At 64.2% G+C, this 14,860-nt stretch carries 12 protein-coding genes; 6 read left to right on the top strand and 6 right to left on the bottom strand.

All coding sequences use genetic code 11. From position 1 onward, the window contains the following. Nucleotides 1-37: 37 nt before the first annotated feature. Nucleotides 38-1,402 (bottom strand): replication initiation protein, encoded by a 1,365-nt coding sequence (locus BAMB_RS24840; protein ID WP_012365031.1) that lies wholly within the window; start codon nucleotides 1,400-1,402, stop codon nucleotides 38-40. Nucleotides 1,403-3,214: 1,812 nt separating this feature from the next. Between BAMB_RS24840 and BAMB_RS24845 the strand changes: the two genes are divergently transcribed. Beyond that, entirely contained in the window at nucleotides 3,215-4,396 is a 1,182-nt protein-coding gene (locus BAMB_RS24845) for a DNA-binding protein (RefSeq protein WP_011659904.1), read from the top strand. 140 nt (nucleotides 4,397-4,536) lie between these two features. Here the strand turns inward: BAMB_RS24845 and BAMB_RS24850 are convergent, their stop codons facing one another. The 3 genes from BAMB_RS24850 to BAMB_RS24860 all read right to left on the bottom strand — a co-directional run bounded on the left by BAMB_RS24850 (nucleotide 4,537) and on the right by BAMB_RS24860 (nucleotide 6,769). Continuing rightward, the gene (locus BAMB_RS24850) at nucleotides 4,537-5,550 is read right to left on the bottom strand and encodes a tyrosine-type recombinase/integrase (RefSeq protein ID WP_011659905.1); all 1,014 of its coding nucleotides are present in this window, start codon (nucleotides 5,548-5,550) and stop codon (nucleotides 4,537-4,539) included. A gap of 102 nt (nucleotides 5,551-5,652) precedes the next feature. Beyond that, on the bottom strand, nucleotides 5,653-6,030 hold the full coding sequence (locus tag BAMB_RS24855; RefSeq protein ID WP_011659906.1) for a DUF2471 family protein: 378 nt from the start codon (nucleotides 6,028-6,030) through the stop codon (nucleotides 5,653-5,655). Between the two features lie 127 nt (nucleotides 6,031-6,157). Then, nucleotides 6,158-6,769 (bottom strand): helix-turn-helix domain-containing protein, encoded by a 612-nt coding sequence (locus tag BAMB_RS24860; protein WP_011659907.1) that lies wholly within the window; start codon nucleotides 6,767-6,769, stop codon nucleotides 6,158-6,160. Nucleotides 6,770-6,930: 161 nt separating this feature from the next. On the opposite strand from BAMB_RS24860, the gene BAMB_RS24865 reads away from it, so the two are divergent. The 4 genes from BAMB_RS24865 to BAMB_RS24880 all read left to right on the top strand — a co-directional run bounded on the left by BAMB_RS24865 (nucleotide 6,931) and on the right by BAMB_RS24880 (nucleotide 11,048). Then, nucleotides 6,931-8,130 (top strand): glycine C-acetyltransferase, encoded by a 1,200-nt coding sequence (locus BAMB_RS24865; protein ID WP_011659908.1) that lies wholly within the window; start codon nucleotides 6,931-6,933, stop codon nucleotides 8,128-8,130. 13 nt (nucleotides 8,131-8,143) lie between these two features. Then, on the top strand, nucleotides 8,144-9,172 hold the full coding sequence (gene tdh, locus BAMB_RS24870; RefSeq protein WP_011659909.1) for an L-threonine 3-dehydrogenase: 1,029 nt from the start codon (nucleotides 8,144-8,146) through the stop codon (nucleotides 9,170-9,172). A 726-nt stretch (nucleotides 9,173-9,898) separates the two neighbouring features. Further along, on the top strand, nucleotides 9,899-10,513 hold the full coding sequence (locus BAMB_RS24875; protein ID WP_011659910.1) for a TetR/AcrR family transcriptional regulator: 615 nt from the start codon (nucleotides 9,899-9,901) through the stop codon (nucleotides 10,511-10,513). A gap of 55 nt (nucleotides 10,514-10,568) precedes the next feature. Further along, on the top strand, nucleotides 10,569-11,048 hold the full coding sequence (locus BAMB_RS24880) for a nuclear transport factor 2 family protein (protein ID WP_011659911.1): 480 nt from the start codon (nucleotides 10,569-10,571) through the stop codon (nucleotides 11,046-11,048). 498 nt (nucleotides 11,049-11,546) lie between these two features. Here the strand turns inward: BAMB_RS24880 and BAMB_RS24885 are convergent, their stop codons facing one another. Next, a complete protein-coding gene (locus tag BAMB_RS24885) occupies nucleotides 11,547-12,632 on the bottom strand; it encodes a tartrate dehydrogenase (RefSeq protein WP_011659912.1) in 1,086 nt (361 codons plus the stop codon). 117 nt (nucleotides 12,633-12,749) lie between these two features. Here BAMB_RS24885 and BAMB_RS24890 point away from each other — a divergent pair, with 117 nt between their 5' ends. Beyond that, nucleotides 12,750-13,673, top strand: a complete 924-nt coding sequence (locus tag BAMB_RS24890; protein ID WP_011659913.1) for a LysR substrate-binding domain-containing protein — start codon at nucleotides 12,750-12,752, stop codon at nucleotides 13,671-13,673. 159 nt (nucleotides 13,674-13,832) lie between these two features. Here the strand turns inward: BAMB_RS24890 and argC are convergent, their stop codons facing one another. Then, nucleotides 13,833-14,780 carry an N-acetyl-gamma-glutamyl-phosphate reductase gene (argC, locus tag BAMB_RS24895; protein WP_011659914.1) on the bottom strand — a complete coding sequence of 316 codons (948 nt, stop codon included), beginning with the start codon at nucleotides 14,778-14,780 and terminating at the stop codon, nucleotides 13,833-13,835. Nucleotides 14,781-14,860: the final 80 nt, after the last annotated feature.

Consider the following 14,860-nt stretch of genomic DNA (forward strand, 5'->3'; position numbering starts at 1 on the left):
GGCCGGCGGCGGCCCGTCAGAGGGGCCTGAACGGGCCTCAGGCGGCCCGCGATTGATTCAGCGTGAACGACAGCAGGTCGCCGTCGGTCGGCTCGCCCCAGGTCTTCTGGGCCAGCCAGTCGAAAAATGCCGTCTCTGCGAGCTTCGAATCGAGACCGCGCTTGCGCCAGTCGTCACGCAGGTGCGAGCCCATCGTCGGCAACACTTCCGACTCGAACGACTCGCGCGCCACTTCGCGCTCCGCGTCGCCCTGCTCCTCGTACAGCACCTTCGCTTCCTTGCGGCGGAACGCCGAGAATTCGCTCAACAGGCGCGCCTTCAGATCATCCGGCTGCGCCGCGACGGCCTTCGCGGCGGGCATGCCGGACGGCAGCGTGTCGACGGACTCGACCGGCGGCGCATAACCCTTCTTCAGCGCATCCTTGAACAACGCGGGCGCACTGCGCACCGGCGGCAGCGTCGTGCTGCGCATCCGCTGTTCGGTCATCTGCAGCGCGGCGCGAATCCGGTTTTCCTCGCTGTCCGCGTAGAGCGTCTGCGCTTCCTTGAGCGGAATCCCGAGCTTCACCATCCGGTCGACCAGCGTGCTGTCGAACACGTTCGGATGCTCGTCGAGCGCGAGCATCGGCTGCTTGCGCTCGGTCACGCGGAACTGGATCTCCGCGACCCGCCGCCCTTCGCGATGCTCGATCAGCTCGACGAAGATGTTGGTGACTGCATTGACCTCGGCGATCGCCGGACGCAGATAGTCGCGCTTGAAGTACTTGTACTCGCGCTTCGCCTCGTCGCCGGCCTCCGTATCGGGGGTGCCCGACAGGATCGGCCGCCACCATTCCCACGGCTCGCGCATCGTCAGGTGGCTCGGGTTCGTCAGGTAGCGCACGCAGATCTCGTAGAGCGCGAGACCGGCGCTGCTGCGCAACTGGCTCTGGAACTGCAGGCTCAGACGCGCGTACTGGACCGGGTCGAGCAGCTTCTTCTTGATCTTCGGTGCGAACGAGAATTCGACCCACACGCGACGGGTGGCCGGATCCTCGAGAATTTCGGCATCGGCGATCAGCGTCGAGATCCCCCACTTGCGGCCCGGCTTCTGGCTCGACGTCCCCGTGCTCCATTCGACCTGGACCGACACCATGCGGCGCAGGTGTTCCTTCACCAGTGCGGTGTCGTTCGAATCGAAGGCGGAGTTGGCGACGATATCCGACAGCAGCGCGCGGTAGGTGTCGCCCGAGTCGTCGGCCTGCTGCGCGACGGCGAGCAGGACGTTGAACAGCTTGCGGGTCAGGAGGGTGATCTTGCCGCTTTTCGGCTGAATTGCGATCGCCTCGACGGCCTTACGCAATTCGGCTGAACTGGCACTCACCACATCCACATCGGTTTTCTTGGCGCGCTTCGTGGCCATGCGTCGGGTCGGAGGGAGAAGTTTCACGGAAGGATAGCGCCTGTGGTGATGTGCGTCCAGAACGACATGCTCACCATAGCCGGTGATGTGCGCGTACAAACCGGCACTCACCCCAACCCTCTCCCGAAAACCCTCACCGGTCCGGATTTACAGCGTTTCGGACTCGTCCAGACGTGTCGCGGGATGCGTGGATTCACAGATTTTTGCCTGTGCTCGACACGTGCGAAACTTGCTCCCGTATCGGCTCACCTTTCGATTTGTCGTAATTTTACGACTGCGCTTCCGGGTCCTCGTCACAGGGTCGCTATTGGGTCTCACGGCCGCGCTCGAATGGGCCCGCACCGGCCTGTATGCATGTACAGCCGTGGCAGAGCGGGAGACCGCGATTTCCTCCGTGATCCGGAAATCCGCGCCAAAAAGGCGCTCTGCCGCGTCGATCCCAGCCGTTTCGCAGGCCCGGGCGCGCATTGTACAGCGCACAGAAACCGTTCGGTCCCGAAAATTCTCACCTCACCGGCTCGGAATTCTGTGACCGGGATGCCGAGGAATCCCCGACACACGTGGGATCAGCCGCCAGGACCTCCCGAAAAGCCTCACCTTATTGAAAAAAGCGGCGCTCCAACGGATGCGAAAGCCGCTCCCGAAAAACCTCACCGTAACCGCCGCGGTATCAAAAATGTCAATGGCATCCGATACTTATGTGCGGCAGGCGTTCGGGTGGGCCCGGCGATCATCCCCCGAAAAACCTCACCTTTCCGGCATCCGGCCGAATGCGACAGCTGCCTGTCGGCTCCTGAAAATTCTCACCTGTGCCAAAAGGTGGCACAGCGAAAATCAGATTTCGGTCAGTCCGGGCGGGCTTTTCAGCGAATTTTCCCTGCGACGCCCCCTGAAAAGCCTCACCTTTGACTAATTTTTAGGCAAACGCAGCTCCCGAAAATACTCACCCATATGGCGCATGGCCGCCCTGTGATTGATGCCCCGAAAAAGCTCACCTCAAGGGATCCGGCCAGGAAAACCCGGGTTTCGCTCCCGAAAAACCTCACCTTTGGAGCTTCACAGTCCCCACATGGCACCTTTGCGGTGCAAAATGACGCTCGTTTCCCGGAAACCCTCACAGCAAAACCCTGTGGCGTCCCGTGAAACCTCACCTTTCACGAAAACTGCCCAAAAGATGGGCAGAATGAGGGCGCGAAGAAGGTCCTGCAAATTCTCACCTGTGTCTGCACAGGCAGAAAACTGTGCGCTCAGGAACAGCGCGGGTTCCGCGGCTGTGTGGCCCCGAAAAACCTCACCTTTGGGAAATCTCGTGTTTCACTGTGATCCCGAATCCGCTCACGACCTTTCCTGCATCGGCTCACGCAGCTCCCCGAACCCCATCACTTCAGCTCCCGCAGAACATCACCTTGGCTCCCGTAAAACTTCACCTTGTCGGCCGGAAAGCCTTGGTACATAAGGCTGTGCCGTGGCGTTAACGTTTTTAACTAAGGGTTCAAGGGTGTTTACTTCTAATACTCTCAAGACATCTGTCGTCGAGTTTTCCACAGAGACCCCAAACCCTGAACACCGACAGGCTACGATGACGCTCGGCATGTGAAACAAATGCACTTTTTCGGGATCTGCTCCAAAACGCTTTCAGTACAAGCACTTGGCTCGTTTTCTTCGCTTTGTTTCACGGCTGCTTCGACCGAATCGGCTCACAGCCCCGGTTTCTGTGCACAGCGACGTAAATTCGCCACGGCCGATCAAAATAAGTATCAAAAAATACGTATTTCGTTATGATCGCAACATCTCAATGTCTGTGAGGCTGTCATGACGCTGGATGAAATGCGTGAAGCCATTCGGGAAGAACTGGAATCGCTGCGCGCGAGCGGCGCACGCCGCCAGGAGTTGTCGCTGCATGCGTGCAAGCGCCTGTTCTTCGATCTCGGCATCCGGCCGTCGGCCGCCAACGTCCGTGATCTGACCCAGACTGGCAGTGCCAGCGACATTCCGAAGGACATCGACCATTTCTGGGAACGGATCCGTACCGCGTCGAAAGTCCGGCTCGACGGCGCGGCGATTCCGAAAGCGGTCGAGGAAAAGGCCGGCGCCTTGCTCGGCGCACTATATGAAGAAGCATTAAAGGCGGCGAGGGAAAGTCTCGACGTCGACCGCGAACAGATTCGCGCCGGCGTGAGCGATGCGGAACAGCGGCTGCGCGACGCAGCTGTTCGCCAGGAAACACTCGAAGGCGCGCTGACGCGCAGTGAAACCCGCAACGACCAGCTGCAGGCGCGCGTGACCGAGCTCGAAGTGCAGCTGGCCTCGCAATCGACGCACGGTTCGGCAAATGAAGCGACGCTGCTCACCACGATCGCCCGCCTCGAAAAGGAACTGGCCGCGATGGCCGCCCGCGTCGACGCCGAGCAGACGCAGAACGCCGCGCTGCGCGACCGCATCGATACGCTGCAAGCGGAATTGCAGCAGCGCACCGAACACTATGCGCAGCAGATCAAGGATGCGGTGGCCGAAGCCGAGCGTCGCGTCAAACCGATGCTGGTCGAGCTGGACTCGTTGCGCAGCATGGCGGCGACCTACCAGAGCGGTTTGCGCGACGTGCAGCGCAAGGAATTCGATTTCCTTCAGCAATTGAGTTCGGCCAAGGCGCGTGCGGACCGGCTCGAGGAACAGTTGCGCAGCCAGGGCGATGAACTGGAACGCGCGACGCGCGACGCGAATAGGCTGCGCGCGAGCCAAGGGATGAATCCGGAAATCGCCGCGCTGATCCGGCGCCTGGCCAATGCGGGTCAACTGGATGCGGACGCGTATGCTGCGATCGGTACGTCGCTGGACCACGAAGTTCCGGTGCCGAGCCAGTGCCCGCGTTGCGACGGTGAACCGGAACTGGCGCAAGGCGATGACGGGTTCGAAGTTTCGTGCCCCGAATGCGAACATGCGTCGGGGCCGTGGCCTTCCCGATTTGAAGCGATCGCGCGTTTTGCACGCGACTGACGCGCCAGCCGGCACAGCAATCGCACAGGTGAGGTAATGCGGGATGCGTGAGGTGAGGTTTTTCGGGAGCTGTGAAACGGTGAGGCTAGGCCACGCAAGGCTGCTCACGGATCATGTCGCGTGAGCAGCCGTGCTTGGCATCAGTGAGTTTCGTCGGGGACGAGCGCGTCACCGTTGGCGAGACCGTCGCGCCAGTTTTTCCATGCGCGATGCAGGCGGTTCGACGAGATCGGCCGCATGAAGCCGAGCCATTTGCCGACCCGCTCGGGCGGCACGTCGTGTTCGAACAGTTCGGCCGCATACGTGTTGCGCAGCGTTTGCGGGCTCGCGCGCGCGCTGCGCGACGACGTGAGCCCCGCCGATTCGACGATCGCATCGATCGCGCGCAGCATCGTCGCCTTGTGCATCGGCCGTCCGGTGTGCGACGCCGGAAACACGAGTTCGCCGGGAATCTCCTGACGCTTGCGCTCCACGAGCCACGCCTCGAGCAACGCGATCGCGAACGACGCCAGATGGGTTTCGCGTGCGAAATCCGGATGCGTCGACGGGATCTGGAGCGACGTTCCGCTCGTGTTGATGCAACTAATAGTAAGCGCCCGTGCTTCGCCGGTCTTCACGCCGGCGCCGAGAAACGCAGCGACGAGCGCGCGGTCGCGCCGCTCTTTCCAGTACGCGGAGCCCGATACGCCGATCGGCGAAAACAGGTAAGCCAGCAGCTTCGCGCGTTCGGCCGGTGTGAGGAAACCGGTCGGCTCGTTGTCGCGTGCCTGGCGCCAGTTCGCTTCGCCATCCTGAGCAATGAAGCGGGCCGGATTGGTGGACGCGAGCTCGGTGCGCCGGATGTGGTCGAGCACGCGCTCGATCAGCCGAAGATAGCGCATGCGCTGCGTTTTCCGGATAGGCAGCTCGCCGACGAAGTTCGCGATCGATGCGGTATCGACTGTCGCCAGGTTTTTCTGGTGGGCCCGCAGCCACGTGAGAAACGCACCCCATTGGGCGCGATAGACGTCGGCTGACGAACGGCGGTAGTCCTGCATGGCAAGCCACGCGTCGAATGCGGTTTCGGGCGACACGATCCAGTCGGATGCGCCGCGGTCGAACAGATCCTTTTCTTCCGGGCGTGCAGGGGTGTCGGAGGGCGTGGGAAGGGACATATTATTTATTCCGTTAGTTGCGTATATGGTAGCCCTTTGCGCAACATCGCGGGCAGCAGGATGCGGGAGCCGGCCGCCGTGTCGGACGATCCGGGCGGGGCATCAGTTGCCCCATGCCTTGGACGGACGTTGAACGCGCTCGCGGTGCGCGGCTTCCTGCGACCGCGCCGCGGCTTCATACGCGAGAACCGCGAACGAGAAGACGGCGGGCAGCGCGTTCGACCGGCCGAAGTCGATCGGATCGTCTGTTTCGGGAAAGGTCATGTCCGACGGCCGTTCGAACAGTTGACGCATGCCGGCGTCGTGCCGGCTGGCAAAGCCGAGATCGGCGAGCGCCTCGGCTTCGATGGCGTGCAGCAGACGCCACGACAGCGGGACGCGCTGACGGATGTAGCGCTCGGCTATATGGCGGACGATCAGCTCGAGGTCGTGCGCGGCAGCCTTGAAGCTGAGCGCGGCCAAATCTTGTTCTTCTGTCATCGCAGGCTCCTGTCGACCGGAGCGGCGCCTCGGTGCGCCGACCCGGCCATGCATGGCGGAATGTCCCTATACTGTACAAACATACAGTATTTTCCGCAACTGGCCGTTCGGCCAGCTATCCGCATTTTCAGCGATGGATCACGATCAGTAATGCGCGCGCTTCGGCCTTGCCGGGGTTGCGGATCGCATGCGGCGTGTCGGCCGCGTAGCGGGCGGTGTCGCCCGCCTTCAGGCGCCGGCTCGCGGCCGCGGCATCGATTTCCATCGCGCCGTGCAGCACGGTGAGGTGCTCGCGCGTGCCGGGTTCGTGCGCGTTCGATACGAGCGCGCCGCCGCCCGGCAGCGTCAGTTCGTACCACTCGAATTTGCCGGCCAGGTCGATCGGGCCCCACACGCGCAACTGATAGCGGCCGTCGTGACCGGCGAGCGTCGGAATGTCGTGCGGGCCGTCCACGCGGATCGTCTCCGCCGCCTTCGGTTGCGAGAACAGTTCGTCGAGCGTGATGCCGAGCGCATTGGTGAGCCGCCACGCAACCGCGATCGTCGGATTGGCCTTGTCGCGCTCGATCTCGGAGAGCATCGACTTCGATACGCCGGCCGCGCGCGACAGGTCGTCGAGCGTCAGCTTGCGCTCGTTGCGCAGGCGCTGGATTTGCTCGCCGACCCGCGGCGGCGTCACGCCCGACGGTTGCGGTGCGGCGGCGGCAGGCGTGCGCCGCGACGCGGAGGAACTTGCCATTTGGTTTCCGTTCGCTTAGAGTTGTTCGGTATTTCGAATTCTAGTTCGGAATATTGGATAAATGCGGTCAACCGAACGACCGACTATAACAGTAGCAGGCCGTTGCGCCGCCGCCACGAGCGGGGCGCTGCGGAATGCGAATCCCTGTCAGGAGCTTTGCGATGCGTGATGCCTTTCTCGCCCAGGTGCGCGGGACGCTCGACCAGATCCGCGCGGACGGTTTTTACAAGACCGAGCGCGAGATCGCGAGTCCCCAGGCGGCGGCCGTGCGGCTGGCCGGCGGTGCCGGCGTGCTGAATTTCTGCGCGAACAACTATCTGGGCCTGGCGAACGATCCGCGCCTGGTCGCCGCGGCGCAGGCCGGTCTCGAGCAGGACGGCTTCGGCATGGCATCGGTGCGCTTCATCTGCGGCACGCAAACCGTGCACAAGCAGCTCGAAAGCGCGCTGGCGTCGTTTCTCGGCACCGAGGACAGCATCCTCTATTCGAGTTGCTTCGATGCGAACGGCGGCCTGTTCGAGACGCTGCTCGACGAGAACGACGCGGTGATCAGCGACGAGCTGAACCACGCGAGCATCATCGACGGCGTCCGCCTCTGCAAGGCGAAGCGTTTCCGTTACAAGAACAACGACCTGTCGGACCTCGAGGCGAAGCTGAAGGAAGCCGACGCCGCGGGCGCGCGCCACAAGCTGATCGCGACCGACGGCGTGTTCTCGATGGACGGCATCATCGCCGACCTGAAAGGCATCTGCGACCTCGCCGATCGTTATGGCGCACTCGTGATGGTCGACGATTCGCACGCGGTCGGCTTCATCGGCGCGCATGGCCGCGGCACGCCCGAGCACTGCGGCGTCGACGGGCGCGTCGACATCATCACCGGCACGCTCGGCAAGGCGCTGGGCGGCGCATCGGGCGGCTATGTCGCCGCGCGTCGCGAGGTGATCGAGCTGCTGCGCCAGCGTTCGCGCCCGTACCTGTTCTCGAACACGCTGACGCCGAGCATCGCCGCGGCATCGCTGAAGGTGCTGGAGCTGCTCGGCAGCGACGAAGGCGCGAAGTTGCGCGAACGTGTGCGCGAGAACGGCGTGCGGTTCCGCGAGCAGATGACCGCCGCGGGCTTCACGCTCGTGCCGGGCGCCCATCCGATCATCCCGGTGATGCTCGGCGACGCGCAGCTCGCGACGAACATGGCCGACAAGTTGCTCGCCGAAGGCGTCTACGTGATCGGCTTCTCGTTCCCGGTCGTGCCGCGTGGCCGCGCGCGCATCCGCACGCAGATGAGCGCCGCGCATACCCCCGAACAGATCGATCAGACGGTCGCCGCGTTCGTGCGCGTCGGCAAGTCGCTCGGCATCATCTGACGGAGGCGTGACCATGAAAGCACTGGCAAAGCTCGAACGCGGCCCGGGCCTCACGCTCACGCGCGTGAAGCGCCCCGAAGTCGGACACAACGACGTGCTGATCAAGATTCACCGCACGGCGATCTGCGGCACCGACATCCATATCTGGAAGTGGGACGACTGGGCGCAGAAAACGATTCCCGTGCCGATGCACGTCGGTCACGAATACGTCGGCGAGATCGTCGAGATGGGGCAGGAAGTGCGCGGCTTCGCGATCGGCGATCGTGTGTCCGGCGAAGGCCACATCACGTGCGGCTTCTGTCGCAACTGTCGCGCGGGGCGCCGGCATCTGTGCCGCAACACCGTCGGCGTCGGCGTGAACCGCGAGGGCGCGTTCGCCGAGTATCTGGCGATTCCCGCGTTCAACGCGTTCAAGATCCCGCCCGAGATTTCCGACGATCTCGCGTCGATCTTCGATCCGTTCGGCAACGCGACGCACACGGCGCTGTCGTTCAATCTCGTCGGCGAGGACGTGCTGATCACCGGCGCGGGCCCGATCGGCGTCATGGCCGCCGCGATCGCGAAGCATGTCGGCGCACGCAACGTCGTGATCACCGACATCAACGACTACCGGCTCGAACTCGCGCGCAAGATGGGTGCGACGCGCGCGGTCAACGTGTCGCGCGAGTCGCTGCGCGACGTGATGGCCGACCTGCACATGACGGAAGGCTTCGACGTCGGCCTCGAGATGTCGGGCGTGCCGAGCGCGTTCACCAGCATGCTCGAGGCGATGAATCACGGCGGCAAGATTGCGCTGCTCGGCATTCCGCCCGCGCAGACGGCGATCGACTGGAACCAGGTGATCTTCAAGGGGCTCGAGATCAAGGGCATCTACGGTCGCGAGATGTTCGAGACCTGGTACAAGATGGTCGCGATGCTGCAAAGCGGCCTCGATCTGTCGCCGATCATCACGCATCGCTTTGCGGCCGACGATTACGAGAAAGGCTTCGCCGCTATGCTGTCCGGTGAAAGCGGCAAGGTGATTCTCGACTGGACGGTCTGAGTGCCGAGGGGGCAGCGCGGCGCGTTTGCCGACTGCCCGGCGCGTGCCGGCGCGAGCGTTTGTCGGGCCGATCGGCTTCGACGAGCGCGTAAGGTGAGATTATTCGGGAGCTGTGCTCGCGTGCTGTATGGCGGTTCGATCGCGCTTTCATGACGCGTTTGGGGCGCGCAATGCAGCGGTTGCGCGTTGCGCAACGCCTGCTGGCACACCCCTTCTCGTTTGCGGAACGACGGCGATCACGCTGCGATTCCGCCGGATGCATCGGTGACATGCAATCGCGCATGCACCTCACCCATCAAGCCCCCGCGCACCAGTCCATTCTTTGTCGCGTCGCCCGACGCGTGTTTTTCTTCCCGCCCTTCCGCTTTCTCTTGCCGTGCTTGAGTAGCGAGCCCTCTCCGCATCATCCGCTGACGGCGGCTTTGCTCTGTTCCCGCGGCGGCACATTGGCAGCACCTCACCGCACAGCGCAATCACGCTGCAGCCTCGATGCGTGAGGCGATCAATGACGTGCGAATTCACCCTTCAGCAGCCGATCGACGTCGATCGGTGCGCTGCCCGCTATTCGATTCCTTCACCGTTCGACCATCGCGGTTCGAACTACAGACTCGACACGACGAACCACCGCCGCCCGCCATCGGCACCAGCCCACGTTCACCCCTCCCACCGCCAGGGCCATACCACACGGTTGTTGACGAGGGAGAACGATCGTTCTACCGTAAACCCATGAACACACATGATGACCTCTCCGGCGAACCGGCCGTTCGCGACCGGCTGCTCGACGCGGCCGAAGCGCTGATCTACTCGGGCGGCATCCACGCCACGGGTGTCGATGCGATCGTGAAGCGGTCCGGCGCCGCGCGAAAGAGCTTTTATTCGCATTTCGAATCGAAGGAGGCGCTGGTCGTCGCCGCGCTCGAGCGCCGTGACGAACGCTGGATGCGCTGGTTCGTCGATGCAACGCTCTCGCGCGGCAAGTCGCCGCGCGCGCACTTGCTCGGCATGTTCGATGCGCTGCGCGACTGGTTTGCGCAACCTGATTTTCACGGCTGCGCGTTCCTGAACGCATCCGGCGAGATTGCCGACGCCGACGATCCCGTGCGCGTCGTCGCGCGTATGCACAAGGCGCGTCTGTTGGCGTTCGTGCGCGAGCGGTTCGACGCGTATGCCGACGACGCCGGGGTCGAGCGTCGCGGGCTGGCCCGTCTCGCGCGTCAATGGCTGGTGCTGATCGACGGCGCGATCGGCGTGGCGCTCGTCAGCGGCGATGTAACCGCCGCGCGCGATGCGCGCGCAACGGCAGAACTCTTGCTCGATACGGTGTCTCGAGCGGCGAAGTAGTGCGTCCCAACCGGCTGCGTTCGTGCGCAGCCAGAACCTTGAACAGGAGCATTCCATGTCCGCTTCCCCGGAAGTTCGTCCCCCCGTTCCGCCGTTCACGCTCGACACGGCGCGCCAGAAAGTGCGCGCCGCCGAAGATGCGTGGAACACGCGCGACCCGCAGCGCGTCTCGCTCGCCTATACGCCGCAGAGCCAGTGGCGCAATCGCGCGGAGTTCGTGACGGGCCGCGACGAGATCGTCGGTCTGCTGCAGCGGAAATGGACGCGCGAGCTCGACTACCGATTGATCAAGGAGCTGTGGGCGTTCGGGGGAAATCGCATCGCGGTGCGATTCGCATACGAATGGCATGACGACGCGGGCAACTGGTTCCGCTCATACGGGAACGAGAACTGGGAGTTCGACGAAAACGGATTGATGGCGCATCGCCACGCGAGCATCAACGACCTGCCGATTCGCGAAGCGGATCGCCTGTACCACTGGCCGCTCGGGCGTCGTCCGGACGATCATCCGAGCCTGTCCGATCTCGGGCTGTGACGCAGCACGATGACGACACGTGAACGCGCTCGATCGTGCATCGAGCGCGTCTCCTGTGCTCAATGGTGAGGAAATACGGGAGCTGCGTGTTGAGGTGAGTGTTTACGGGAGATGGAGCATTCCGTGCGGAACGGTGTGACTCTTCACGCGCTGCGTCTCACCGATCAATCGTCGCAGGAAACGGCGCGAATGTGCTGACGGACGCAGTACCGCGCGCATCAACGTGCGTGATCGGTTGCCGATCGCACGCGAAGCGCACGTGATTCGAACGCGGTATCCGCGGCACCTTCGCAAAACGCACGGTGAGATGCAATCGGTGTGCATCGATGCGCGATGCAACTCACCGATTTGAAATCGACAACGACACACACGCATGCGCGTACGCATGAATGCAAACGCGCACATCGAAATAGACGAAGGTGCGCGGCAGTCAGTCGTGTTGCTCACCCTCGAACACGACATCCATCGACCACCTCGCGCCCCCTTCACATCATTCCGTCAGCCGGCGATGCGCGCCGCGATCGCCTCACCGACTTCCTGCGTTCCTGCCTGGCCGCCCAGATCGCGCGTGCGCGGCCCGGCGCGCAGCACGTCCTCGATCGCCGCGACGATCGCGTCATGCGCTTCGCGCTCGCGTCCGGCGCCGTTGCCGAGGAAGTCGAGCATCAGCGCCGCCGACCAGATCATGGCAATCGGGTTCGCGATGAACTGGCCGGTGATGTCCGGCGCGGAGCCGTGCACCGGTTCGAACAGCGACGGAAAGGTTCGATCGGGGTTGAGGTTCGCCGACGGCGCGATGCCGATCGTCCCCGTGCAGGCCGGCCCGAGGTCGGAAAGGATGTCGCCGAACAGGTTCGACGCGACGACGACGTCGAAGCGGTCGGGCTGCAGCACGAAGCGCGCGCACAGGATGTCGATGTGCTGCTTGTCCACGGCGATCTCGGGATAACGCTCGCCCATTTCGGCTGCGCGCGCGTCCCACCACGGCATGCTGATTGCGATGCCGTTGCTCTTCGTCGCGACGGTCAGCCGCTTCGCGCGGCGCTGGGCGAGCTCGAACGCGAATTTCAGCACGCGCTCGGTGCCGTGGCGCGTGAAGATCGACTGCTGAATGACCACTTCGCGCTCGGTGCCTTCGAACATCGTGCCGCCGACGGACGAATATTCGCCCTCGGTGTTCTCGCGCACGATCATGAAGTCGATGTCGCCCGCCTTGCGGCCGGCCAGCGGCGACGGCACGCCGTCGAACAGGCGCGCGGGCCGCAGGTTGATGTACTGGTCGAACTCGCGGCGGAACTTCAGCAGCGAACCCCACAGCGAAATGTGATCCGGCACCGTCGCGGGCCAGCCGACCGCGCCGAACAGGATCGCGTCCATGCCCGACAGCTGCGTCTTCCAGTCGTCCGGCATCATCTTGCCGTGCTGCGCGTAGTAATCGCAGCTCGCCCATTCGATCTGCTCGAACTGAAAGCGGATGCCGAAGCGCGCGGTCACGGCGTCGAGCGCGCGGAGGCCCTCGGGCATCACTTCACGGCCGATGCCGTCACCGGGGATGACGGCAATCCTGTACGTCCTGTCGCTCATGCAAGCCTCCTTGGCTGGTCGGGCCGCCGGCAGCGTGCGCGGCGGAACATGACGCCATTTTATTTATTTCCAATCAGATTAGAATCACGTGAAAGGTTAATCGACTTTACACGAATCGTGAACAAATCGCCGAATCTCGACGACCTGCGCGTATTCAGCCTGGTCGTCCGCCTGACGAGCTTCAGCGCGGCCGCCGAGCAGCTCGCGGTGTCGCCCGCGTATGTGAGCAAGCGCATCGCGCTGCTCGAGGCGCAGCTGGGCACGCGCCTGCTGCATCGCTCGACGCGCCGCGTGACGGTCACGGAAGCCGGCGAGCGCGTGTTCGCGCGTGCCGAGAAGATTCTCGACGACGTCGATCATCTCGTCGAGGATGTGTCGACCACGCGCACGGTGCCGCGCGGCACGCTGCGTATCTCGAGCAGCTTCGGCTTCGGCCGCCATGTCGTCGCGCCGGCGCTGCTCGACTTCTCCGCGCGCTATCCGCAGCTCAACGTGCGGCTCGATCTGTTCGACCGGCTCGTCGACGTCGCGGGCGAAGGCTACGACCTCGACGTGCGTATCGGCGACGAGATCGCCGACCACCTGATCGCGCGCCGCCTCGCCACCAACCATCGCGTGCTGTGCGCGTCGCCCGACTATCTCGCTCGGCGCGGCACGCCGCGCACGCTCGCGGATCTCGCGTCGCACGACTGTCTCGCAATCAAGGAGCGCGACCATCCGTTCGGCGTCTGGCGGTTGAACGTGCGCGGGGAAACGGCCACGGTGAAGGTCGGCGGCGCGCTGTCGACGAACCACGGCGAGGTGGCCGTGCAATGGGCGCTGGCCGGACGCGGGATCGTGCTGCGTTCGATCTGGGAAGCGGCGCCGCTGATCGAGCGCGGCGAGCTCTGTCGCGTGCTGCCGGACGCGATTCAGCCGGCGAACATCTGGGCCGTGTATCCGGAACGCGTCGCGGCGTCGGCGAAGGTGCGCGTGTGCGTCGATTTTCTGGTGGAGGCGCTCGCCGGGTTGAACGCCGCGGCGAGCGACGATGCGGGCTGAAATCGGCCAAAGGTGAGCTTTTACGGGGGCATGTGCGGCGCATCGGCAGGCGCCTATTTACGGCATGCAGACGCGTCGCGCGCCGCTGTGTCTAGTAGGCACTGACGCATCGGCGCCCGCGATGCGCCGGGCCGACCGACGATGGTGCCCGCGCGCGGCTTATGCCGCTTTCACCGCGCTCGCCACACCGAGCATCAAGTCGAGATTCTGCACGGCCGCGCCGGACGCCCCTTTACCGAGATTGTCGAACACGGCGGCCAGCAGCACCTGACCGTGCTCGGCATTGACGAACACGCTGAGCCGCAGGTCGTTCGACCCGTTCAGCGCTTGCGGATCGAGATGCGTGATCGCGCGCGTGTCTGCGAGCGGCGTGACCTCGACGCGGCGCGCGCCGGCGTAATGGTGCGCGAGACACGCATGCAGCGCCTCACCGGTCACGCCGGCCGGGAGCAGGCGCAGCTCGATCGGCACGGTCAGCACGATGCCCTGCCGATACGCGCCGTATGCCGGCACGAACAGCGGACGGTGCGCGAGCCCCGCGTGCAGCTGGATCTCGGGCACATGCTTGTGCGCGAGCGCGAGGCCGTAGACCTGAAGCGGTTGCGCGCGTGCGGCGCCGTTCGATTCGAACGCGTCGACGGCGGCACGCCCGCCGCCCGAGTAACCGGACACCGCATGGATGCATACCGGGTAATCGCGCGGCAGCAGGCCCGCCTGTTGCAGCGGCCGAAGCAGGCCGACCGCGCCGGTCGGATAGCAGCCCGGATTGGTGACGCGCCGCGCGTGCGCGATTGTCTGTGCATGTCCGTCGACCATCTCGGGAAAACCGTAGACCCAATCGGGTTCGGTGCGATGGGCCGAACTCGCGTCGATCACGCGTACCGCCGGATTCCGGATGAAGCCGACCGCTTCGCGCGCCGCGGCGTCGGGCAGGCACAGAATCGCGATATCGGATGCGTTGATGGCTTCGGCGCGCCGTGCCGGGTCCTTGCGCTCGGCATCCGGCAGCGTGACGAGCCGCAGGTCGGTGCGATCCCGCAGGCGCTCGTGGATCTGCAATCCGGTCGTACCTTGGTCGCCGTCGATGTAGACAATGGGGAGGCTCATGATGGTCGCGTTCCTCGTTTCGGGCATCGGGAAAGCCGTATCGTCCACCGAACGCCTAGAATAGGAAAAGTTGAATTTCC

This window comes from Burkholderia ambifaria AMMD (assembly GCF_000203915.1).
Taxonomy (GTDB): Bacteria; Pseudomonadota; Gammaproteobacteria; order Burkholderiales; family Burkholderiaceae; genus Burkholderia; species Burkholderia ambifaria.